Source organism: Dickeya sp. Secpp 1600 (genome assembly GCF_003049805.1).
In the GTDB taxonomy this organism is placed as follows: domain Bacteria; phylum Pseudomonadota; class Gammaproteobacteria; order Enterobacterales; family Enterobacteriaceae; genus Dickeya; species Dickeya fangzhongdai.
Genome location: NZ_CP023484.1, coordinates 3,896,296 through 3,920,292 on the forward strand (window position 1 = coordinate 3,896,296; position 23,997 = coordinate 3,920,292).

General features: G+C 56.8%; 20 protein-coding genes. 8 read left to right on the plus strand and 12 right to left on the minus strand.

Translation table 11 applies throughout. The annotated features are described in order from the left end of the window. Positions 1 to 543: 543 nt before the first annotated feature. The 7 genes from ytfQ to eutR all read left to right on the plus strand — a co-directional run bounded on the left by ytfQ (position 544) and on the right by eutR (position 10,112). The gene (ytfQ, locus tag CPA59_RS17365) at positions 544 to 1,500 is read left to right on the plus strand and encodes a galactofuranose ABC transporter, galactofuranose-binding protein YtfQ (protein WP_038919962.1); all 957 of its coding nucleotides are present in this window, start codon (positions 544 to 546) and stop codon (positions 1,498 to 1,500) included. Positions 1,501 to 1,569: 69 nt separating this feature from the next. Next, entirely contained in the window at positions 1,570 to 3,072 is a 1,503-nt protein-coding gene (gene ytfR / locus CPA59_RS17370; RefSeq protein ID WP_107760211.1) for a galactofuranose ABC transporter, ATP-binding protein YtfR, read from the plus strand. Positions 3,073 to 3,085: 13 nt separating this feature from the next. Next, positions 3,086 to 4,123 carry a galactofuranose ABC transporter, ATP-binding protein YtfT gene (gene ytfT / locus CPA59_RS17375; RefSeq protein ID WP_038921093.1) on the plus strand — a complete coding sequence of 346 codons (1,038 nt, stop codon included), beginning with the start codon at positions 3,086 to 3,088 and terminating at the stop codon, positions 4,121 to 4,123. Beyond that, positions 4,110 to 5,099: a galactofuranose ABC transporter, permease protein YjfF gene (gene yjfF / locus CPA59_RS17380; protein WP_100850014.1), complete on the plus strand. Its 990-nt coding sequence runs from the start codon at positions 4,110 to 4,112 to the stop codon at positions 5,097 to 5,099. The genes ytfT and yjfF overlap by 14 nt, the downstream gene beginning before the upstream one ends. Positions 5,100 to 5,536: 437 nt before the next feature. Continuing rightward, positions 5,537 to 6,961 (plus strand): phosphatidylserine decarboxylase family protein, encoded by a 1,425-nt coding sequence (locus tag CPA59_RS17385; RefSeq protein WP_107760214.1) that lies wholly within the window; start codon positions 5,537 to 5,539, stop codon positions 6,959 to 6,961. A gap of 529 nt (positions 6,962 to 7,490) precedes the next feature. Beyond that, entirely contained in the window at positions 7,491 to 8,846 is a 1,356-nt protein-coding gene (locus tag CPA59_RS17390) for an aldehyde dehydrogenase family protein (protein WP_049842449.1), read from the plus strand. A 222-nt stretch (positions 8,847 to 9,068) separates the two neighbouring features. Continuing rightward, positions 9,069 to 10,112: an HTH-type transcriptional regulator EutR gene (eutR, locus tag CPA59_RS17395; RefSeq protein WP_038919967.1), complete on the plus strand. Its 1,044-nt coding sequence runs from the start codon at positions 9,069 to 9,071 to the stop codon at positions 10,110 to 10,112. A 102-nt stretch (positions 10,113 to 10,214) separates the two neighbouring features. On the opposite strand, the gene CPA59_RS17400 is transcribed toward eutR, so the two are convergent. The 9 genes from CPA59_RS17400 to CPA59_RS17440 all read right to left on the minus strand — a co-directional run bounded on the left by CPA59_RS17400 (position 10,215) and on the right by CPA59_RS17440 (position 19,660). Beyond that, positions 10,215 to 10,661 carry a hypothetical protein gene (locus tag CPA59_RS17400; RefSeq protein ID WP_038666446.1) on the minus strand — a complete coding sequence of 149 codons (447 nt, stop codon included), beginning with the start codon at positions 10,659 to 10,661 and terminating at the stop codon, positions 10,215 to 10,217. A 300-nt stretch (positions 10,662 to 10,961) separates the two neighbouring features. Further along, entirely contained in the window at positions 10,962 to 11,924 is a 963-nt protein-coding gene (gene yjiA / locus CPA59_RS17405) for a GTPase (RefSeq protein WP_038919968.1), read from the minus strand. A gap of 33 nt (positions 11,925 to 11,957) precedes the next feature. After that, on the minus strand, positions 11,958 to 12,161 hold the full coding sequence (locus CPA59_RS17410) for a YbdD/YjiX family protein (protein WP_024106984.1): 204 nt from the start codon (positions 12,159 to 12,161) through the stop codon (positions 11,958 to 11,960). Positions 12,162 to 12,260: 99 nt separating this feature from the next. Further along, complete coding sequence (locus CPA59_RS17415; protein WP_107760216.1) at positions 12,261 to 14,408, minus strand: carbon starvation CstA family protein; 2,148 nt, start codon at positions 14,406 to 14,408, stop codon at positions 12,261 to 12,263. A gap of 286 nt (positions 14,409 to 14,694) precedes the next feature. Further along, positions 14,695 to 15,420 carry a two-component system response regulator BtsR gene (gene btsR / locus CPA59_RS17420; protein WP_042860807.1) on the minus strand — a complete coding sequence of 242 codons (726 nt, stop codon included), beginning with the start codon at positions 15,418 to 15,420 and terminating at the stop codon, positions 14,695 to 14,697. Beyond that, positions 15,414 to 17,105, minus strand: a complete 1,692-nt coding sequence (locus CPA59_RS17425; protein WP_107760218.1) for a sensor histidine kinase — start codon at positions 17,103 to 17,105, stop codon at positions 15,414 to 15,416. The genes btsR and CPA59_RS17425 overlap by 7 nt, the downstream gene beginning before the upstream one ends. Positions 17,106 to 17,610: 505 nt before the next feature. Next, on the minus strand, positions 17,611 to 17,919 hold the full coding sequence (locus CPA59_RS17430; RefSeq protein ID WP_038919972.1) for a YciI family protein: 309 nt from the start codon (positions 17,917 to 17,919) through the stop codon (positions 17,611 to 17,613). A gap of 23 nt (positions 17,920 to 17,942) precedes the next feature. Then, complete coding sequence (locus tag CPA59_RS17435; protein ID WP_038919973.1) at positions 17,943 to 18,566, minus strand: FMN-dependent NADH-azoreductase; 624 nt, start codon at positions 18,564 to 18,566, stop codon at positions 17,943 to 17,945. Between the two features lie 305 nt (positions 18,567 to 18,871). After that, the gene (locus tag CPA59_RS17440; RefSeq protein WP_049854406.1) at positions 18,872 to 19,660 is read right to left on the minus strand and encodes an alpha/beta hydrolase; all 789 of its coding nucleotides are present in this window, start codon (positions 19,658 to 19,660) and stop codon (positions 18,872 to 18,874) included. Positions 19,661 to 19,831: 171 nt separating this feature from the next. Here CPA59_RS17440 and CPA59_RS17445 point away from each other — a divergent pair, with 171 nt between their 5' ends. Further along, positions 19,832 to 20,881 (plus strand): GlxA family transcriptional regulator, encoded by a 1,050-nt coding sequence (locus tag CPA59_RS17445; protein ID WP_049854405.1) that lies wholly within the window; start codon positions 19,832 to 19,834, stop codon positions 20,879 to 20,881. Between the two features lie 316 nt (positions 20,882 to 21,197). Here the strand turns inward: CPA59_RS17445 and CPA59_RS17450 are convergent, their stop codons facing one another. From CPA59_RS17450 to CPA59_RS17460, 3 genes are read right to left on the minus strand one after another with little or no spacing between them, the layout of a single operon-like run. Further along, positions 21,198 to 21,419: an acyl carrier protein gene (locus CPA59_RS17450; protein ID WP_033570547.1), complete on the minus strand. Its 222-nt coding sequence runs from the start codon at positions 21,417 to 21,419 to the stop codon at positions 21,198 to 21,200. Between the two features lie 18 nt (positions 21,420 to 21,437). Next, positions 21,438 to 22,874, minus strand: a complete 1,437-nt coding sequence (locus CPA59_RS17455; RefSeq protein ID WP_038919977.1) for an AMP-binding protein — start codon at positions 22,872 to 22,874, stop codon at positions 21,438 to 21,440. Continuing rightward, positions 22,871 to 23,989, minus strand: a complete 1,119-nt coding sequence (locus CPA59_RS17460; RefSeq protein WP_049854404.1) for a cytochrome c552 — start codon at positions 23,987 to 23,989, stop codon at positions 22,871 to 22,873. The genes CPA59_RS17455 and CPA59_RS17460 overlap by 4 nt, the downstream gene beginning before the upstream one ends. Positions 23,990 to 23,997: the final 8 nt, after the last annotated feature.

A 23,997-nucleotide genomic window follows, 5' to 3' on the forward strand; every position in this document is an offset into this window, starting at 1 on the left:
AGCCGTTAAAAAGGTTAAGCCATGAATGAAACATCGCGTCGTTTCGATGGTTATAATAAAGAGAAATCACCCGATGTTCGCATGGTTCATGTTGTGCCATGTGCCGGCAACAAGCCAAAAAGCAGAATGCCCCAAATATCCATATGCCGGCCCCAGACACGGTAAAAAAATCAGGTCGACGGGAAATACGCCGGCTGTCCACAACACATCACCCGGCGTGATAAATACTGCTATTTAAAAAAAACATGACGTCGCTAGCAGAATATGGCGATCATCCGTTCAATACCGAAAAAATGACCTAAAACAATATTTGCGTGGAGTCACAGATTCCCCGCTGATGGCTATTTTATCCATAAGATCAGCGAATACGCCCTGACCCTCTCCTCGTGGCAAAAACTACTGTTTTGTCATGACGGTTTGACGGAGGAAAAATAACGCCGCCTGACGCATCCCGAATACGGGCGACAATTCTGAATACCGAATAATACCGCTGTCCCCAAGAACGAAGACCGATAGCCAATGATTACCAGAGAGGACACTTTTATGTGGAAACGCGTCATTTTAGCTTCAGCTGTGTGTGCGTCCCTGTCATCCGTCGCGCTGGCAGCGCCATTAACGGTGGGGTTTTCTCAAGTCGGCTCGGAATCAGGCTGGCGCGCGGCTGAAACCACCGTCGCAAAAGAACAGGCGAAAACACGCGGCATTAACCTGAAAATTGCCGATGCCCAGCAAAAACAGGAAAACCAGATCAAGGCGGTACGTTCCTTCATCGCGCAAGGGGTGGACGCCATTTTCATCGCGCCAGTGGTGGCGACCGGCTGGGAACCGGTGCTGAAAGAAGCCAAAGAAGCCAAGATTCCGGTGATCCTGCTGGACCGCGGCATTGACGTCAAAGACGAGTCGCTCTATCTCACCACCGTACGCGCCGACAATATCAAAGAAGGGGCATTGATTGGCGACTGGTTGATTAAAAACGAAAACGGCAAAACCTGTAATGTGGTTCAACTGGAAGGCACCGTCGGCGCCAGCGTCGCCATTGACCGTAAAAAAGGATTTGAAGAGGCCATCGCCAAAACGCCGACGATTAAAATCATCCGTTCTCAGTCCGGCGATTTCACTCGTAGCGGCGGCAAGCAGGTGATGGAAAGTTTTATCAAGTCGGAAAACAACGGCAAAAATATCTGCATGGTCTTCGCCCATAACGACGATATGGTCATTGGCGCCATTCAGGCTATTAAGGAAGCCGGATTAAAGCCGGGCAAAGATATTCTGACCGGCTCGATTGACGGCGTACCGGATATTTTCCGCGCCATGCTGGCAGGCGAAGCCAATGTCTCGGTCGAACTGACGCCGAATATGGCCGGACCGGCGTTTGACGCGCTGGAAAAATATAAAAAGGATGGCACGCTGCCGCCCAAATTGATTCTGACGCCGTCCACGTTGTTCAAACCCGACAGCGCTCAGGCCGAGCTCGATAAGAAAAAGAACATGGGATATTGATCGTTTATCGTCATCCCCGTCCTGCCGCCGCCGTGGCAGGACATCGCCTGTTTTGTGAGGGAGAATCGCATGAACGGTTTCGACAATCAGGACATCCTGCGTACGGAAGGGCTGAGCAAACACTTTCCCGGGGTAAAAGCGCTGGATAAGGTGGACTTCAGCCTGCGGCGCGGGGAAATCATGGCGTTGCTGGGGGAAAACGGCGCCGGGAAATCCACGCTGATTAAAACCCTCACCGGGGTGTACCAGCGCGATGCGGGCGCCATCTACCTCGAAGGCCAGCCCATCTCGCCCAAAAACACCGCTCACGCCCAGCAGTTGGGAATCGGCACGGTGTATCAGGAGGTGAACCTGCTGCCCAACCTGTCGGTGGCGGATAACCTGTTTATCGGCCGCGAACCCAGGCGCTTTGGATTACTGCAGCGCAAAGAGATGGAAACACGCGCCGCCGCGCTGATGTCCTCCTACGGTTTCGAACTGGATGTCCGCGAACCGCTGAACCGCTTTTCAGTGGCGATGCAGCAAATCGTCGCCATCTGCCGCGCGATCGACCTTTCCGCCAAGGTATTGATCCTCGACGAACCCACCGCCAGCCTCGACACTCAGGAAGTGGAGATGCTGTTCACCCTGATGCGTCAGCTACGCGATCAGGGCGTCAGCCTGATTTTCGTCACGCATTTTCTCGACCAAGTGTATCAGGTAACCGACCGCATCACGGTGCTGCGCAACGGCGCGTTCGTCGGCACCCGCGACACCGCCTCGCTGCCGCAGATAGAACTGGTGAAAATGATGCTGGGACGCGAGCTGGAGCAGAACGCGCTGCAACGCGCCGGCCGCACGCTGCTGAGCGACAAGCCGGTGGTGGAATTCAAAGGCTACGGCAAAAAAGGCGTTATTGAGCCGTTCGAACTGGCGGTGCGCCCCGGCGAAATCGTCGGCCTTGCCGGGCTGCTGGGATCCGGTCGTACGGAAACCGCCGAAGTGATTTTCGGCATCAAACCGGCCGATCGCGGCGATGCGGTGATCAAAGGCAAGCCGCAGGCGCTGCGCTCGCCGCATCAGGCCTCCTGCCTTGGCATCGGCTTTTGCCCGGAAGATCGCAAAACCGACGGCATCATCGCCGCCGCCTCGGTGCGGGAAAATATCATTCTGGCGCTGCAAGCCCAGCGCGGCTGGCTACGCCCGATCCCCCGCAAGGAGCAGCAGGCCATCGCCGAGCGCTTCATCCGCCAGCTTGGCATTCGCACGCCGAGCGCCGAACAGCCCATCGAATTGCTGTCCGGCGGCAATCAACAGAAAGTGTTGCTGTCCCGCTGGCTGTTGACCAAGCCGCAATTCCTGATCCTCGATGAACCGACGCGCGGTATCGACGTCGGCGCCCACGCCGAGATCATCCGCCTGATCGAAAGTCTGTGCGCCAACGGGCTGGCGCTGCTGGTGATCTCATCCGAGCTGGAGGAACTGGTGGGATACGCCGATCGGGTACTGATTATGCGTGACCGGCGGCAGGTGGCGGAAATCCCGCTCGACCAGCTGTCCGTTTCCGCCATCATGAATGCCATCGCGGCATAAGGAGGGCATGGTGATGCCTCGATCACTGCTCACACCGGGCTCCGACAAACGCCCGTTTCGCTGGCCGCCGTTACGGTTGCCGCAAGGTATGCCGCAGATCGTCGCGCTGGCGCTGGTGCTGCTGGTGGACAGCCTGGTCGCCAGCCACTTTTTCCAGATCGTAGTACAGGATGGCCGCCTGTTCGGCAGCCCGATCGATATTCTCAACCGGGCGGCGCCGGTGGCGCTGCTGGCTATCGGCATGACGCTGGTGATCGCCACCGGCGGCATCGACCTGTCGGTCGGCGCCATCATGGCGATCGCCGGCGCGGTGGCCGCGTCGCTTACCGTGCAGGGCTACAGCCTGCCGGTGGTGCTGCTGGCGGCGCTCGGCGTCGGCATGCTGGCCGGGCTGTGGAACGGGATTCTGGTCGCGGTGCTGAAGATCCAGCCGTTCGTCGCCACCCTGATCCTGATGGTGGCCGGGCGCGGCATCGCCCAGTTGATCACCGCCGGGCAGATCGTCACCTTCAACTCGCCGCCGCTGGCGTGGCTCGGCAGCGGCGCGCTGTTCTGGTTCCCGACGCCGGTGATCATCGCGCTGGTCACATTGATGCTGTTCTGGCTGCTGGTGCGGCGAACCGCGCTGGGGCTGTTCATTGAATCGGTGGGGATCAACATCCGGGCGGCGAAAAACGCCGGGGTCAGCACCCGCGCGATGGTCACGATGACGTACATGCTGAGCGGGCTGTGCGCCGCCATCGCCGGGGTGATCGTCACCGCCGACATTCGCGGCGCCGACGCCAACAACGCCGGCCTGTGGCTGGAGCTGGACGCCATTCTCGCGGTCGTCATCGGCGGCGGCTCGCTGATGGGCGGGCGCTTCAATCTGGCGCTCTCGGTGGTGGGCGCGCTGATCATTCAGGGCATGAACACCGGCATTCTGCTGTCCGGCTTTCCGCCGGAACTGAATCAGGTGGTGAAAGCCATCGTGGTGCTGTGCGTGTTGATCGTCCAGTCGCCCCGTTTCATGACCTTGCTGAAAGGAGCTGGCCATCATGATAAAGCGTAATCTGCCGTTGATGATCACCCTGGCGGTATTCGTGCTGGGTTACCTGTACTGCCTGACCCAGTTTCCCGGCTTCGCCTCCACCCGGGTGATCTGCAACATCCTCACCGACAACGCCTTTCTCGGCATCATCGCCGTCGGCATGACCTTTGTGATCCTCTCCGGCGGCATCGACCTGTCCGTCGGGTCGGTGATCGCCTTCACCGGCGTGTTTCTTGCCAAAGCCATCGGCGTCTGGGGGCTGTCGCCGCTGGCGGCGTTCCCGCTGATCCTGCTGATGGGCTGCGCCTTCGGCGCGTTCATGGGCCTGCTTATCGACGCGCTGAAAATCCCGGCGTTCATTATCACGCTGGCGGGGATGTTCTTCCTGCGCGGCGCCAGCTATCTGGTGTCGAAAGAATCCCTGCCGATCAACCACCCGATCTATGAGACGCTTTCCAGTCTGGCGTGGATCATCCCCGGCGGCGGTCGGCTCAGCGCGATGGGGTTGCTGATGCTGCTGGTGGTCGCCGTCGGCATCGTGCTGGCGCGCCATACCCGTTTCGGTAATCAGGTCTACGCCATCGGCGGCAACAGCACCTCCGCTAACCTGATGGGCATCTCCACCCGCAGCACCACCATCCGCATTTACATGCTGTCCACCGGGCTGGCGACCCTCGCCGGCATCGTGTTTTCCATTTACACCTCGGCGGGTTATGCGCTGGCCGGGGTCGGCGTCGAACTGGACGCCATCGCCTCGGTGGTGATCGGCGGCACCCTGCTGAGCGGCGGCGTCGGCACCGTGCTCGGCACGCTGTTCGGCGTGGCGATTCAGGGGTTGATTCAAACCTATATCAATTTCGACGGCACACTGAGCTCCTGGTGGACCAAGATCGCCATCGGCGTGCTGCTGTTTGTGTTCATCGCCCTGCAACGCGGGCTGACCGCGCTGTGGGAAAACCGCCAAAACGCACCGGTGCGCCGTATCGCCCCGCACTGATGACGGCAGACCCGGTAATCCCGCCCCAAACGTAGGTGTGAGATTCATCTTCCCAGACCTCACCCTACGTTTGCGCGCTCTGCATTAATCCTCCCACAGCAGGTCGCCCATGTTTTCAGCCAATGTCCACGCCGGCGGCAAACTTGCCATCGCCCGGAGTCCGCCTATGCTTGAATACAGAGATAGCGCATGTGGTCACCGGGCAACGACCCGGCATATATAGCCATAGCGCTTTTCGCCCTTGCCACCCTTCGCTTTCCTTTCTTCACCCCACCAGGTCGTACGCGGTTAAAACATAACGATAGGCTGCCGTCAGCCCGACGGTTGGCCTGCGTAACGATTTTTTCGGGTGGCTGTACGTTCATTTTTCGACGCACATCTATTTTTCGACGCACATTCATTTTCGACACTGACACGTTCTATCGAGAGGAAATGCCATGACTCGCGCCAAAAGCCACACAGCAAGTACATCTGCAGCAGAACAGCAGCCGCATTACGAAAGCAGCGGACACAACCTGCTGACCCTTGATAACGCCGGGCCGATCCAGATGGGATTTTGGGTACCCAATCGGGTATGGGCCACAGCCAGATTTTTGACGCCGCTGCGCGAACATATCGCCAAAAGAAAACAGGACAATACCCTGACGCCGATGCAGCCGGTGCTCCAGAACTTTAAAAACTGGGTGACTAACCACAGCGTCTACCGCATGTGGCTCAATAGCATGATCGAACAGTCCAACGCCTATGTCGCCTCCCTGCCCGAATCCACCCGTAAGGAAATCAGCGACGACGGCGACGCCACCTGGATCGACAGCTATGACAGCTTCTTCGAGATCCTCAACGAAATCATCACCACCTCGCCGTCATTCAACACCACCGCGCAGGTCGGGACGCCGATGAATGCGTTTCTGGCGGTGGCGATGGGAACGGAAGCGGGCGTGGCGCTGTTCCACGACGCCACCTTCAATCAGCAGTTCCGCCAGGTGCTGGACGCCTGGAACAGCTTCCTGAAAAGCAGCGCCTCGCTCGACAAACTCGATATCGCACAGCCGGAAAAAGCGGGTTCCTGGATCTCCAAAGCCGCGCACCAGGCCGGCGTCTGGCACCAGATGCAGCACGATCCCAAACTGCCGGGCTACGGTTTCGCCAGTTGGAACGATTTCTTTATCCGTCAGTTCGTGCCCGGCGCTCGCCCATTCCAGGGCGATCCGAAAACGCAGATCGACATCGGCTGTGAAACCACGCCGTGGCGCCATGCCGACAAGCTACAGTTGGAGAGCCGATTCTGGGTCAAAGACATACCCTATTCGCTGCTCGATCTGTTCGGCGGGCAGCGGCAATGGGCCAAACTGTTCGAGGGAGGACAGCTCTATCAGGGGTTCCTCTCCGCCACCCACTACCATCGCTGGAACGCGCCGCTGGACGGTTTTCTGGTGCGCTCCTGGGTCGAACCAGGCACTTACTTCGCCCAGCGTCCGGGGCAGGGCGAAGATCAGGGCACCTGGGAAGGCACCGAGTCGCAACCTTATCTCGGCCATGTGGCCGCGCGCGCGGTGTTTATCTTCCGGCACAAGACCTGCGGTTACGTGGCGCTGATCTGCATCGGCATGGTGGAGGTATCCAGTTGCGTAATCGAACCCAGCACCTTTATCGTTGAAGAGAGCGCCGAGCCGGTCAGCATCACCCGCGGCGTCGAAATCGGTCACTTCGAGTTCGGCGGTTCGACCCACATGATGATCTTCCAGAAAGATCGGGTGGCGCTGGAAAAATGGGCCATCGACGCCGCCCGTCACCGCAACGATAAAAATCCCACCCCGCTGGGCAGCGTGATCGCCACCGCGTTGGATCACCAAGGCCAATAAGCGCCCGCATCGGGCTCCGGCTGCGGCCGGGCCCGTTTATCCGGAGCAGCGCCGTTCCCGTCACCTGCTGCCCGGGCCGGGCCCCCACCTCATCACCAGCGCTTCCTTTATCTGCTCATCCGGCGTTTCTTTTTTCGTGATCCCTTTCACCTTTTGCCGCCGGATGCCGATTTTTGTTATTCGCTTTGGCGCGCCGTTGCCACAATGACCACAAGTCAACACAGGAGACATCAGACCGGCCCGTCAGAGGGGCCAGGCCTGAATAATGGAAGGGTTCTCTCAGGGATGAGATTCCCCCCGAGCGCGGCGAAATGACGCAGGCCGCCCATCGGCACCCGTTTTCCATGCCGGTAAAGCGTGGTCTGCAGCTGCCGAACCGGACGCTGTCCGACCTGAACCAGACACCGAATTCGCATCCGTACTTTTGCCGCATCAGCACTTTTACCTCATCCGTACTTTTGACTGACGTGGTTTAAACAGGTGACATAACAAGAGGATAGACCCTATGGAATACCCCGTGATTGAACCGATGGTACCGATGCCCACCCCGGTGATGTTTGACGCGCCGAGCGGTATTTTCGACTCGCTTGACGATGCGGTTCAGGCCGCGGCGCAGGCCCAGCAACAGTTGACCAGCGTTGAACTGCGCCAGCAGGTGATCAAGGCGATTCGCGTCGCCGGCGAGCGCTACGCGCAGGTGCTGGCGGAAATGGCGGTGGCCGAAACCGGCATGGGCCGCGTGGTCGATAAATACATCAAAAACGTGTCTCAGGCGCGCCATACACCGGGAATCGAATGCCTGTCGGCGGAAGTGCTGACCGGCGATAACGGCCTGACGCTAATCGAAAACGCGCCCTGGGGCGTCGTCGCCTCGGTTACCCCGTCCACCAACCCGGCGGCTACGGTGATCAATAACGCCATCAGTATGATCGCGGCGGGCAACAGCGTGGTGTTCGCGCCCCATCCGTCGGCGAAAAAGGTGTCGCTGCGCACCATCAGCCTGCTCAATAAAGCGATTGTCGCGACGGGCGGCCCGGAGAACCTGCTGGTCAGCGTCGCCGACCCGAATATCGAAACCGCGCAACGCCTGTTCCGCTATCCCGGCATCGGCCTGCTGGTGGTTACCGGCGGCGAAGCGGTGGTAGAAGCGGCGCGCAAGCACACCGACAAACGGCTGATCGCCGCCGGGGCGGGCAATCCGCCGGTGGTGGTGGATGAAACCGCCGATATCCCGAAAGCCGCCCGCGCTATCGTCAAGGGTGCCTCGTTCGACAACAACATCATCTGTGCCGACGAGAAGGTGCTGATCGTGGTGGACAGCGTGGCCGATGCGCTGCTGGCGGAAATGCAGCGCAACCATGCGGTGTTGCTCACGCCCGAACAGACTGAACGCTTGCTGCCGGTGCTGCTAAGCGATATCGACGCGCAGGGTAAAGGCCGCGTCAACCGCGACTATGTCGGCCGCGACGCCACTAAACTCGCCGCCGCCATCGGGCTGGAGGTCAACGAGTATACCCGTCTGTTGCTGGCGGAAACCGATGCCAGCCACCCGTTCGCCGTCACCGAACTGATGATGCCGGTACTGCCGGTGGTGCGGGTGAAGAACGTGGACGACGCGATCGCGCTGGCGGTTACGCTGGAAAACGGCTGTCGCCACACCGCGGCGATGCACTCCACCAACATCAGGAACCTGAACCGAATGGCTAACGCCATCAATACCAGCATCTTTGTGAAAAACGGCCCCTGTATCGCCGGGCTGGGACTGGGCGGCGAAGGCTGGACTTCGATGACCATCTCGACCCCGACCGGCGAAGGCGTGACCTCGGCGCGCACCTTTGTCCGTCTGCGCCGTTGCGTACTGGTGGACATGTTCCGTATCGCCTGACCGCACGTTCGCCGCCGACAACAGCCGGCGGCGACACGACACAGCAACAGGGAGCAAGGGGGAAACAGGGGATGGAATAAAGTGTGCCGCAGCGCCTGTTCCTCCCCAACCGAATGCCGTATAACGGGTAATGCGCAGGTCTGCATAAGCCCTGTCGCCGGCAAAGCCCGGCCATCATGCCTTGCGGACCTCGCCCGATATTGTCACGGAGGGGAGCTGACGATGAAACACAATCCGGTCAACCTGCATCATCTGGATGCGTTGCGCCGTCTTCCGGCAACAGCAGTGGTGTCGCCGGGCGATAACGTGCATCAACGCCAGACGCAGGACGTCTACGCCCAGTCCCGCACCATTACCGCCTGGCAGCAGATTTACGATCAGGTTTCGCCGGGGCATTTCAACGGCGAACTGCAAGAAATCCTGCTCGACGGCATCCAGCTTTGTCACGAATACACCAGTCTGGCGCTGCGCCAGTCCTGCATGGTGTGGCCGGATTCCTTCTGGTTCGGCATCCCGGCCCGTCATGTCGGGACGGGGTTCATCGGCTCCCATCCCATCAGCAACAGCGCGATTGCCGTCAGCCCCGGCGGTAAAGAGTTCGAACTGAACACGCCGGATGACTACGCCATTCTGGGGGTGGTAGTCTCCCGCGACGAACTGCTGCAATACACCGACGTACTGGAAGAGCCGGAACACCTGACCCGCCTGCTGTCGCAAAGCGCCACGCTGCTGGTGGAGCCGCGCCGGCGCGAGATCTTCTGGTCGTTTGTGCGCGAAGCGCTCTGGTATGGCGGTCATGAACCGCAACGCCTGCGCCATAGCAATGCGGTCAAGGTATTGAAGCACAACCTGCTGACCACGGTGATCTCGTTTCTGGAAAGCGCCCAGCCTGCCGTCGCCAGCAGCGCGCACACCGACAAACGCATCGGTTACCGCAGCCTGATCGGCCGCGCCAGAGAATACGTCCTCAGCCAGCAGTCGGAACCGGTCACCGTGCTCGACCTGTGCCGCCGCCTGCACGTCAGCCGCCGCACGCTGCAAAACGCGTTCTGCGATGTGATGGGGTGCGGCCCTAACGCCTGGCTGAAGATGATCCGCCTCAACGCGGTACGCCGCGAGCTGGTCAGCCCTTATTCCCACCACCGCACCGTGCAGGATGCCGCCATGCAGTGGGGGTTTTGGCATCTGAGCCAGTTCGCCTGCGACTACCAGCGGCTGTTTGATGAAAAACCATCGGTAACGCTAAAAGCACGATTAGCCGGATAGGATAGAAAGAAGGGAAAGCGGTGGTCTGGGGGACATAGGTATCAGGCGGTGTATGACAAGCCGACCGAAATCGGCTCGTCATCTCAGGCGATTATCAGGCGATCAATCCTGCCATTTTTCAATGATGACTTTCACCGTGCCCGAATTGTCCACGCGCTGCCAGTCCTGGAGGTACAAGTCGAAGCCCCCGGTTTGCGGGAACGCATGGATGATGGCGGCGGCATGCATCCCGTCGTCATTCAGGCCGTAATAGCTGACAGCGGCGGTCTTGTCAGTGGTGCTGGTGCGGTCATACACCATCAGCGCCGCCGATTTTGAACGCGTATTACCGGCCTGCCCTGTGGCATAGTCAATCCCAGCCGACGTCGGGTCGATGCGAAAACGATAAACCCCCGATGCAATCGTGGTTTCATTGTAGGCGCTTCCTCCCGGAACGGTATTGTTATACCCATCCAGCGTCACGGTTTTATACGGCTGCCAGCCGGCCATCGCCGAGTAAGACGCCAGCAGCGAAGCCGTAGCCACTAAAATTTTGGTAACCTTTTTCATGATTCAATATCCTTCTGAATAAATTGATTAGCCGTCAGATAATCATACAAATATCTTTAAAAATCAATTTATTGACTATAATAAGCGGTTTAAAATAGAAGTGATGGACCACCAGCCCGGCGGTGTGGGTGTTGACGATTGATGCCAGAACGGTGATAGGTTCGTGCCTGATGAGGTCGGTTATCCCTTTGCGGCATCACCGCACGCGCGGCAAGGAGAAGATCAGACAGGCGGTGTGCTGAAACAGGGAAAGAGCAGCAGGAGCATTGCCGGATGCGTTTTCATCCGGCAAGCGTCAGGTCATGCACTCAGCGCATCAAACGCGCGGCGAATGTCGTCCTCCGGCAACCGGATGCCGATAAACACCATCACGCTTTCGCGCGGTTCATCGGCGCGCCATTCCCGGTCCCAGTCGGCGCTGTAGAGCCGCTGCACCCCCTGAAACAACAGGCGACGGTCATCGCCGTCGATCGCCAGCACGCCTTTATAACGCAGCAGGTTGTCGGCGCAGTTCAGCAACAACTGCTCCATCACCGCCGATACCGCCGCCATGTCTACCGGGCGCGTCAGCCGCACCACCAGCGAGGTGATGGCGTTATCCTGTTCGATCAACGGCCGAAAACGCGGCAGAGACACCGACAGGCGATCGTTGAGCATGAAACCGTCGACGCCGAAGATCTGGCGGTGGTCGATCTGACCGTTGACCACCCGATGCAGGCCGGCGCGCGCATTGATGCGCGTCAGTCTCGCCTCCAGTTCCGACGTATCGCCCGCCAGGTCGGTCTTGGTCAGCAACAAACGGTCGGCATAGCCCACTTGAGCCTGCGCCACGGTATGCCGGCTCAACTGCTCGTCGGCGTGCACCGCGTCCACCAGCGCAATCACGCCGTCCAGCAGGAAACGCTGGCTCAGGCGTTCATCGGAAAAAAAGGTCTGAATCACCGGCCCCGGGTCGGCCATACCGGTGCATTCGATCACCAGCCGGTCGAAGAGCAGTTCGCCGCGGTCAATACCGTCCAGCAGGTCATGCAGCGCATCGGACAGCTCGTTGGCGCTGCTGCAGCAGATACAGCCGTTGCTCAGCGTGGTGATGCGGGTCGCCCGGTCGCCCAGCAAGGCGTCGTCAATGGCGACCGCGCCGAATTCATTTTCAATCACGGCGATTTTCTCACCGTGGTCGGCATACAGCAGATGCCGCAACAGCGTGGTTTTACCGGCGCCGAGAAAACCGGTGAGAATAGTCGCGGGTAATACGTTGGTCATAATAGGAAAAAGCTCCTTGTCGCGCCTGCGCGCTTAACAGCACCGGAAACCGCCTTTGCCGCTGCCGCCGTAGCGTGCCTGCTGGCGTTCACGGAAAAACTCCTCATAGCTCATGATGTCCTTGCCCGGGTGGTTGGTCTGCATGTGCTGCACATAGTTATCGTAATCCGGGATGCCCACCAGCATTCTGGCGGCCTGCCCCAGATATTTTCCCGCTTGCCCAAGGTTTCCGAACATATCGCCCTCTCTTTGTATCCGCTGGTCTGCGCGCCGGCAGGACATGAACGCCGGCAGACCCGTACAGGCGCCTGCCGGCGACGTCATCCCCGTAGTCTATCAGTGATGGGATGAGATCTTCACGCCGCCTTCCGGCACCGGCACATACGGTGTTTCCCGGTCGGAACGTTCCGACGAGTTGCGCACATTCATCGCGGTGCGGATGCCATAGAAAATTATGCTATACACCACCACCAGGAACAAAACGCTCAGCGCAGCATTAGTATAGTTGTTGACGACAATGTGATGCATGTTGCTGATCTGCTGTGCGCTCAGGTCGGTGCCTTCGGCAATACGCTGTTTGTAAGCGCGAGCCAGATACAGGAAGCCTTCCAGTTGCGGATCATTGCTGAACAGCTTCAGACCCAGCGCCCAGGTGGTACAAATCAGCAGCCAGACCGCCGGCAACAGCGTTACCCAGATATAACGGGTGCGTTTCATCTTGATCAGCACTACGGTGCCCAGCACCAGCGCCACGGCAGCCAGCATCTGGTTGGAGATGCCGAACAGCGGCCACAGGCTCTTGACGCCGCCCAGCGGATCCACCACGCCCTGATACAGCAGGTAACCCCACAGGCCGACGCAACCGGCGGTACCGACGATACCCGCCACCAGCGAATCGGTCTTTTTCAGGAACGGCGCGAAGTTGCCCAGCAGATCCTGCAGCATAAAGCGGCCGGAACGGGTGCCCGCATCCAGCGCGGTCAGGATGAACAGCGCTTCGAACAGGATACCGAAGTGATACCAGAAGCCCATGTTGGCGCTCGGGATAATCTGATGGAACACATGCGCGATACCTACCGCCAGCGTCGGTGCGCCGCCGGCGCGGTTGAGCACGGACGGTTCGCCGATGTCTTTCGCGGTCTGCAGAATCTGCTCCGGCGAAATCACAAAGCCCCAGGAGCTGACGGTGGCCGCCGCATGCGCGGTGACGTCTTGCAGTTGCGCCATGATGGCCGGCGCGTTGGCGCCGCCCAGCTCATGCAGGTTAGGCATGGTGATGCCCAGCCCCACCGGCGGGGTGTTCATGGCGAAGTACAGACCCGGTTCGATGATCGACGCGGCGACCAGCGCCATGATGGCGACAAAGGACTCCATCAGCATCGCGCCGTAGCCGATAAAGCGGGCGTCGGTTTCGTTAGCCAGCAGCTTCGGCGTGGTGCCGGAAGCGATCAACGCATGGAAACCCGATACCGCGCCGCAGGCGATGGTAATAAACAGGAATGGGAACAGCGCGCCTTTCCACACCGGCCCGGTGCCATCGACAAACTGCGTCATGGACGGCATTTTCAGCTCAGGGTTGATGATCACGATGCCGATAGCCAGACCGACAATCACCCCGATTTTCAGGAAAGTCGCCAGATAGTCGCGCGGCGCCAGAATCAGCCACACCGGCAACAGCGCGGAGATGAAGGCATAGCCGATCAGCGCGAAGGTGATGGTGGTGTCTTTGAAGGTCAGCGCCGGGCCCCAGTACGGGTCGTTAGCGATAACGCCGCCGAACCAGATCGCCAGTAGCAGCAACACGATGCCGATCACCGACACTTCCCCTACCCGACCGGGGCGCAGGAAGCGCATATAAATGCCCATAAACAGCGCGATCGGCACGGTAGAGCAGACGGTGAATACGCCCCACGGGCTTTCCGCCAGCGCTTTCACCACGATCAGCGCCAATACCGCCAGAATGATGATCATAATCAGGAAGCAGCCGAACAGCGCGATGGTGCCGGGCACCGGCCCCATTTCCTCTTTGATCATTTCACCCAACGATACGCCATTGCGGCGGGTCGACATGAACAGCACCATGAAGTCCTGCACCGCGCCCGCCAGCACCACCCCGGCCAGCAGCCACAGCGTGCCGGGCAGGTAGCCCATCTGGGCCGCCAGTACCGGACCTACCAGCGGACCGGCGCCGGCGATAGCCGCGAAGTGGTGGCCGAACAACACATTGCGGTTGGTCGGCACATAGTTGAGCCCGTCGTTGTTGACCACCGCCGGTGTGGCGCGGTTGGCGTCAAGCTCCATCACCTTGCGGGCGATGTACAGGCTGTAGTAACGGTAAGCGACCAGGTAGACCGCTACCGAGGCCACCACGATCCACATGGCGCTGACGTGCTCGCCGCGACGCAGCGCGACCACGCCGAGACAACAGGCCCCGATGAACCCCAGCAATACCCAGGGAAGATGCTTGAGAAGTTTATCTTTCATCTCTTTACTCTTCTTATGTAGTAGTAACGTTTCGTGACTTTATTCAGCCAACAAGTCGGGTAAAAGCGGAATTTAGGTTAGCGGTCGGATAAGCCGACGACCGGTCGCATACCGGAATAAGCGGTGACGGATTTTTACCTAAACTGACGAAAATTCACGCTTCGACGGGCAGGAAAAACCGGACAAGAGATACGCCGACGCCAGCCAACGCGTCGGTCGAAAATACGGTGACAGAAAAGCGGAAAAACAGCAGGTCAGCCGGCCCGTACCAATACGGACCCGGCTTTCAGCCTTTAAGGCCGAGCAGTTGCTTGAGGGTTTTCAGGTAGCGGCGACTGACCGGCAACGGCTGGCCGCTTTTCAGCACAATTTCCGCCTGACCGCTCTCCTCCAGCCGGATTTCGCGCAGATGGTCCATATTGACCAGATACTGCCGATGACAGCGTACCAGCGGGGTGCGGCTTTCCAGCGTTTTCAGGGTCAGTTCGGTAAAGCACTCCTCCCCTTGCGGGCCGGTCACATACACCCCGCTCTGCCGCGAACTGGCAAACTGCACTTCGCTGCTTTTCATCAGATAGATACGGCTGTGCCCGGTACAAGGGATGTAGTCGAGGCCGGCCTGATGGTCGGGCAGTTTATCGACATTCTGCACGGGGCGCTCCCGGTGCAGATTACGCAGGGTTTTCGCCAGCCGCGGCGGGTCGATCGGCTTGAGCAGATAGTCGAACGCCTGTTCCTCAAACGCCTTGATGGCATATTCATCGTAGGCGGTAATGAACACGATGTAGGGCATGTTGTCCGGATCGATCATGCCGATCATCTCCAGCCCGCTGATACGCGGCATCTGAATATCCAGAAACACCACGTCGGGATGAAACCGGTGGATGGCGCTGATCGCTTCCACCGCATTCGCGCACTCCCCCACCAGCTCAAGGCCGTCATCCTGCTCCAGCAGGCAACGCAGGTTGTCCCGCGCCAGCGGTTCATCGTCAACAATCAGCACGCTCAGCATGAGTGGCGTTCCTCGCAAGGCAGGGTTAGATGGATATGGGTGTAGCGATCGGGCTCGCATTCCACGCTCAGGCCATAGTCGTTGCCGTAACGGCTGCGGATGCGCTTATCAACCAGATTCATCCCCAGCCCGGTGCAGTTGGTACGCGGCTGGTACAGACCGGCGTTATCCTCAATGCTCAACAACAGACGATCGCCCTGCTGGCTGGCGCTGATGGTGATCACGCCGGTACCCAGCAGATGCGCGGTACCGTGCTTAATGGCGTTTTCCACCAGCGGCTGTAACGAGAACGCCGGCAATCGCATCGACATCAGCGCCTGCGGCAGATTGAAGCGGATCTGCAACCGCTCCTGAAAACGCGCTTTCTCGATTTGCAGATAGGCGTTCACATGCTCAATTTCATCGGCCAGCGTGACGATCTCTTCAGAGCGTTTGAGGTTTTTGCGAAAGAACGTCGACAATGATTGCACCAGTTGACCGGCCTGTTCGCTGTCGCGGCGGATCACCGCCAGCAGCGTGTTGAGCGCGTTAAACAGGAAATGCGGGTTGACCTGGGCATGCAGCAGCTTGATTTCCGATTGCGTCAGCAACTGCTTGCTGCGCTCATACTGACCGGCCAGGATCTGTGCGGCCAGCAGGCTGGCGATGCCTTCGCCGAAGGTACGGTTGATCGAACTGAACAGCCGGTTTTTGGCTTCATACAGTTTGATGGTGCCGATCACCTGCTGATTCTCGCCGCACAGCGGGATCACCAGCGTCGACCCCAACCGGCAGGTGGACTGCAACGAACACTGGTAAGGCGTTTCGTTGCCGTCGGCGTACACCACTTCGTTGTGCTCGATGGCGCGCCGGGTATGGCCCGAGGCGATAGGCGTTCCCGGCAGATGGTGATCGTCGCCGATGCCAATAAAGGCCAGCAGCTTTTCGCGATCGGTGATCGCCACCGCGCCGATATCCATCTCCTGATAGATCACCTGCGCCACCCGCATACTGTTTTCTTCGTTAAAACCTTGGTGCAGGATACCTTCGGTACAGGCGGCGATTTTCAACGCCCGGGCCGAAAACGCCGAGGTGTACTTTTCGAACATGGCGCGCCGGTCCAGCAGGATGCGCATGAACATCGCCGCGCCAATGCTGTTGGTGACAATCATCGGCGCGGCAATGTCCTTGACCAGTTTCAGCGCATCATCAAACGGCCGCGCCAGCGACAGAATAATCGCCATTTGCAGCAATTCGGCGATAAACGTCACCCCCGCCACGGTAAAGGGATTGAACAGCCGGTCGACCCGCCCGCGACGCATCAGCAAACGGTGCGCCATGCCGCCCAGCAACCCTTCGACGATGGTCGACACCATACAGCTGAACGCGGTCATGCCGCCGAGCGAATAACGGTGTAGCCCGCCGGTCATCCCCACCAGCATGCCCACGCCCGGCCCGCCGAGCAGGCCGCCCAGCACCGCGCCGATCGCGCGCGTATTGGCGATGGAGTCCTGCACATGCAGCCCGAAATAGGTGCCCATGATGCAGAACATGGAAAACATGGCGTAGCACAACAGCTTATGCGGCAACCGAACCGTCACCTGCATCAACGGGATAAACAGCGGCGTTTTACTGAGCAGATAGGCGATCACCAGGTAGACGCACATCTGCTGGAGCAACAGTAAAACCAGTTTGAACTCATACATGATAAAAACTCGGACGGGGCAAAAAAACCGGAAATCTGGCGATGCTCAGGGAAGCATACCCTAACACAAAAGCGCGGCGTTACTTTGACGAGATTCACTTATTTGTATCCCCGCCGGTTTTGTATCTCCGTCACACTCCTCGTTAAGAACGAGTCGGCTGTTTTGCCCGGCCCACTTCCTGGGCCTTTCCCCTTCGGGAGTGCAGCAAACGTTGTTCAGACTGGCACCGGCAATGCTCCCCAACCACAGACTCAGGTCCGTGGCTGGGGATATACGGTATTACCGCCCCCCGAATGATTTAGGGTATGTACGGTATTAAACTAAAAATATTATATTTAACTAAAACCCCGACATTGAATTAAACATGATGCAGCAAGTAAAAAACCAACCCGACACCATATATTGCATTGAAAACAGACTGTATTACACGTCAATACAGAATTGACTTCCGGATGATATTATCGTTTCGCCAGCACAGAAATCATTCATTGGGGGATTCAGATTATTACAACGATTTTGCGTTCCCGGCCCATCCGGAATAAAAGTGCCCAGAGCAAATTGCCGGTTCAATCGCTTTTATATCCACCTTAACCAAACCCAGGTTGACGAACGGGTCGTCTGACAACGAGGCACGCACTGCCGCGTTATCCGTGGCATAAGCCAGAATAAACCCGCCGGTTCCGTCTTCTAATGGACCAGCAAAAATCACGGTCCCTTGTTTGATATTATCAGCCAGCCATTTTTTATGTGAATCAATATGCTTTTCAAGTTCGTTTTTGGGGCTGGCATACTCAAGCGTAATTGCATATAACATAGCTACCACCTTAATTAAGTAAATTAGACGGCAAGGGAGTCGATGATTGTCTGGATGGACGCCTTCGCATTTTGGATTTCATGATTTTTTATTTCATCGCCTTTTGATGCGCCTTCCGCACGAATGAAATAAATATCGTTAATACCGAGAAACCGGAAAAAGGCCTGGAGATAGCGTTCCTGAAAGTCCATACCGGCAAAAGGCTGCTCGGTATAAAATCCGCCGCGCGCAGATACCACAATGATGGTTCTGCCGCCGGACAAGCCTACCGGCCCTTTTTCGGTATATTTAAATGTCCTTCCTGCCTGTGCAATTCTATCCAGCCACGATTTCAGCTGACTGGGTACTGAAAAATTGTACATCGGCGCGCCGATGACAATTACGTCATTGGTCAGAAACTCTGACACCAGCTGTTCAGAGATCATATGCTCCTGCAACGTCGAACTGTCCACCGACGCTGACGCTATCTGGCGAAAACCAGCGGCGATAGCACCGGTCAGATGGCGTATTTCATGTTTAACGACATCACGGTAAGACACGGTGGCCTGCGGATAGTGTTTGATCAACTGCGCAATAACATCAGCGGAAATCTGCCGTGTTACTGAACCGTCGTCAAGAATACTGGAGTCTATATGTAAGATTTTCACAATAACTTCTCCTTTATTTTAACGTTACCGTTTATACCCTAAATAATTCGAGTTGCAGGACAAAACGTGTTGCGTTTTGAACAACGCAAAGCGTTGGCCCTTCAGGGCAAGACTCATAATGAGTCTTGTAACGCGGCGACGCAGCGAATCCCCAGGAGCTTACATTAGTAAGTGACTGGGGTGAGCGACAACGCTGCCGGGAGCAGCGTTGAACGCGGTTTACCGCGGCCCCGCAGGGGCGAGGCCCAGGGATGGGCCGAGTAATAAAGCCAACGCATCTGCAACTTGAAGTATGACGGGTATAATCATTTAATTGCTTTGGCGGCACTATCAATAAAATTCGCGACAGCATCAGGGTGCGACACCAGAGACATGTGACTGGATGAAATCGACATGACTTTTGCGCCGATGTGGTCGGATATTTTTTTCTGAACCGATGAATGTAATGCGTGGTCATTCTCCGTCAGCAAATACCACGTGGGTTTATCTTTCCACGCAGCGTGCTGAACCTTATCGCCAAACGCTTTGGCTGCGATTGGCTGTTGTACCGCGGTTAATTCCAGTACTTTTTTTAACGGCACGTCCCCTGCCATCACCGCACGATACTGTTCCGGATTATCCAGCCAGATTAACCCATTGGCATCCGGCGCCATCCCTTCCATCGGCGCGCCCAGCCGTTGCAATAAGTCAGCGGCGGATTCTCCGCTGTCTGGAACCAGCGCCGATAAATAGACGATGCCGCGAACGTTCGGCGCATTCCCCGCCTGGGTGACGACGGCTCCCGCCCATGAATGCCCCACCAGCAAGACGTCTCCCTGCTGTCTTTGCAACACGCGCTCTGTCGCCGCGACATCGTCGGCCAAAGAGGTAAGAGGGTTTTGCACGGCGGTGACATGGTATCCCATGCCTTGTAATTTGGCCGTTACGGACGACCAACTGGAGCCGTCCGCGAATGCGCCATGCACCAACACGATATTCTTGATATTCATATTATTAATTTTCGCAGCCTCCGCAGCCTGTTGAACACTGAAGCAGAGCGTCAGAACCACGGCGATAACCAGATTGTGCAGCCATGTCATGCGGGAATCGGTCATATGCTCTCCTTTGGCGGATTAATCTTGATCGCCGGGTTTTCCCTGGTGCCGGTATTCCCCTGACGATACGGAATGGTTGAAGTTTAGCCTGCGCAAACGCTTGTGGTAAGGTGGCAAACTTGACATAGTTCATGCAAAATTCGCCAAATTGTATGACGGGAGAAAATCACCATGCGTATCTCAATTCTGGCGTTGCCGGGCAGTATGCTGTCGGCCATAGCGGGACTGGCCGATATGTTCTGGATTGTGAATCAGGCGCTGATGGCACGGCCCGAGAAGAACCCGTTATCCTCTCCCCCTGACCTGTCTTTTGAAACAGCCATTGTCAGCGTCGACGGAAAACCAGTACGCGACGCGCAGGGAAGGCTTATTCATGTCGACAGTTCGTTTGAGGCAATCGGCAAATCCGACGTGGTTCTGGCAACGGGAATGGTGCTCGGCCCCGATAAATTGCCGGTAGCAACGTCATCGGTCAGCGAATCGGCAAGCTGGCTAAGAGAACAATACCAGCGTGGCTCGCTGATAGGCGGCGCATGCGCAGGGAGTTTCATTCTGGGGGATGCCGGGCTGCTGGATGGCCGGTTTTGCAGCACGACCTGGTGGCTCTACCATACTTTCAAGCAAAAATACCCAAAGGCAAAACCGGTATGGGGCAAAGCGCTGGAGGAACAGGATGGCATCATAACCACCGGCGGCCCCTTATCCTGGGTTGAGCTTGCCCTGCATATTATTCGGCATAAAGCTGGGCCCAACGTCGCCAAGTTGGCGGCAGATATCGCCGTTGCCGACAGCCAGCCCTTGTCGCAACGTATTTATGCTCCGCAAGGATTTATGAATACGGTTGATCCTTTGCTGCTGCGTGCTGAACACCTGATCCGATACGAAAACCCGTCCATGACCGCGGAGGAATTAGCCAGCGCCCTGAACTTTAGCGATCGGACGCTTCACAGAAAGCTTAAGGAGCTGACTAACGAAAGCCCCAAAAACTTTATTACACGCGTTAGGATCGAAACGGCCTGTCTGCTTCTCGAAAACCCGGCAGCCAACATCAAACAGGTGGCCCGGGAATGTGGTTACAGTGAAGACACCGCCTTCAGGCGCGCCTTTTCACAATTGATGGGAATGGCGCCAATCCAGTATCGAAAGTGGGCGCTATTAAGAAATGATAATTTGCTGAGAAACGATAAAAACATAATATCGGATAACCACGACCAATCCTGAGCGGCGTGATGCTCGCACCGTTTCTATATGGTGGCCGGGAAAAATAGGGTTGCCGGGCAAAATCGCGCTGCCCGGCAATTCGCTTTCATCTTCATCCCCCCTTTATTAACCGGGTGGATCGCATCGGATATATGGATAACCGGTGAGGCAGGCCTTCAAGATTGAACCAGTGATAGATGTCGGCAAAAGCCATAGCGGCGGGACAGCCTGGAGGCTGATGCTTCTGCTGCTTTTCTTATCCGCGTCACCTGAAAAAAAGACCCTGAATGATGACATCCAGGGTCTTGAAAGTACGAAAGCCTTCGCCGGTTAAGGGTTAGCCGCGATTCTCTTCAATGTAACGAGCCAAATCCGCCGGAGTCTTCAGAACGTTGGCGACTTCGGTCGGTGGGATCATGCAGCCGTAAACGTCCTGTACTTCCAGCACCAGATCTACCGCCAGAATAGAGTCGAGAATATCGGACTCAATCAGCTCATCGTTAAAGCCTACTTTGCGGGATAAGACCTTTTCAAACAGGGCGAGTATTTCTTGTTCCATCATTTTTTCCTGGTGTGATCAGTTAGTGCGGGCATGGGTATCCAGCAGCTTACGGTCGATTTTGCCGTTAGGATTAAGCGGCAGCGCGTCTTTAATTATAATTTGAGAAGGCACCATATAGGGTGGAATCACCTTCGAAAGCGAGGTTTTAATCGCTTCAGGGGCTAAGTTCGTCACGCAAAACGCCGCAATACGCAGAACGCCGCCGCCCGATTTCATCAGCGGCAGCACCACCGCTTCGCTGATATCGGACATCGCCAGCAGGCGATTTTCAATCTCGTTGATTTCGATACGGTAGCCATTCAGCTTGATCTGGCTGTCATTTCGGCCCTGGCAGTACAGGATACCATCGTCTTCATAGCCCAGATCGCCGGTTCTGTAACCCCGGAACGCTTCACTCTCCCGATGCAGCAACTTCTCTGCGTTCTCCTTCGAGAGCCCGAGGTAGCCACGCATCACATGTTTGCCCCAGATCACCAGCTCACCGTCTGCGGTGATTTCCATTCTGGTGTCCGGCATCATCACGCCGATCGGCAACAGGTCGTTTTCGCTGTGCAGGATTTCATCGGTGATTTCAATGACGGTTGTCGCAATGGTGGCTTCCGTTGGGCCATACGAGTTAAGAATTTTGGCGTGCGGGAAGCGACGGCGTAACTGTTTTACCAGCGCTTTGTTTAACACTTCGCCGATGAACACGAAGACGCTGAGTTCAGGTAAATATTCACTGTTGAACTGCGGAGAGAGCAGCCTCTGGTAGGCAAACGAAGGCGTTGAAACCCAGACGGAAACGCCGTTGTTTTTCAGTCGCTCAAGCCAGTTTTCCGCGGCGATATCCTCTTTCGCATTCAGAACGATATGCCCCCCGGTTGCCAGATTCGCCAGCAGCGGGATCAACGAGAGATCGAAGCTGAACACCGCATGGTTCATCAGCACCGGCACTTCAGGCAGTGAAAAGTCCTGACGCACCCACTTCATGAAGTGCCACAGGCTTTCACGCCCGATCTGCACCCCTTTAGGCTTTCCGGTGCTTCCAGAGGTGAACATGATATAGGCGAGATCCTGTTCGACCAGCACCTGACCAAGCTCACCGGTTGCAACGAACTGCTTTGTCGCCACATCGTAATAGTAAGGGGCGCTCGCCAGCTGGCAAATCTCTTTAAGCCGCTCCTGAGGATAGATGCAGTCCACCGGGATATACGGAATGTTATGCAATAGGCAGCTATAGATAGCCACGGCAAATTCAGCCTGCTGATGTCCGTATAAAACTACCGGTGTCCCGGCAGGCTGCCGGCACTGCTGATAGCGCTGCGACCAGTCGGTAACGGCTACGGATAGCTGTTGCCAGGTCATCGCTTCGTCGCTACCGCTAATCGCCAACTGATGTGGGTTCGCGGGCTCAAGTAATGCCGTACGCAAGAAATCTTGCAGTTCCTGAAGCTCGGAGTGAAGGTTCATAGAGGTGACATTCCGCTAAAGATGTAAAGGGAGACAGCGGCGCTTGCCAGCGTCAGAATTCGTCCCAAAAACACAATAACTGGATAATGTAACCAGTTGCTGAGCGTCGGACTGCGTTTGGCTGACCACTGTAGCATGTTGTGTGCAACGGAAATGGCGCCAAACAGCGCGCCGCTAATGATATAGTGTCGTTCGAGTCCGTTCCATGCCCCCATACAAAACAGGGTGCAAAAAATGCCGATATTCTGCGCCAGCGTTTTGTTCTGGCGGAAAAAGTCGAGCTTCATCAAATTCATATAAATCGGCATAAAGACCACGTCCCTCAACCATTCAGACAGGCTGATATGGAAGCGACGCCAGAAATCCTGTGGATTTTTCGCCAGAATGGGCATATTGAAGTTCGCCGGGATATTCAGGCCAAACAAGCGCCCGGCCCCAATCGCCATATTACTGTACCCAGCAAAGTCAAAATAAAGATACGCGCTGTAGGCCAGCGACATAACGACGCCAACGCTTAACGTAAATGGACGATGACTCCATGACTGAATAACCAGGTTGTCGATAAGCATGGCTAATAAAAACTTCTGGATAATACCGACAAAAATTTGCTCCATGGCGGGTAAAAACTGCTCACGGGTGATAGTAAAAACCTGTTTATTAATATCATTAGTCCATGTCCGCCAGCGATACATCGGACCGGCCGTGATAATAAATGGCAGGAAAAGATAGCAAAAGTAATACAGGAAATTCTGACTATCTTTTTTGGTGCGATAAAGTAATACATCAATAGCGCGGAAAGTCATAAAAGACAAGCCGAGCATACCCAGATGGTTGTTGAGGTGCAATTTCACCAAAAACAACGGGAGCAACGTCAGGCAGACCGCCTGCCAGGTTTTTAACCACCCTTTCTCTTTCAGCGTGACCAGAATATAAAAGCCCAGGAAAACTGCCACGGGCACAATATAATCACCCTGGAAAATATATCCCCAGCCTAATATTGTCAGCACCGAAAAAGCGGATAAATAAGTCAGTCGGTAATTAAATAGCCGATTAACCAGCGCAAACAGCAGTGCTGATAAAAACAGAAAGAAAAAAAATGTTCCGGAGCTATACATCATTCATC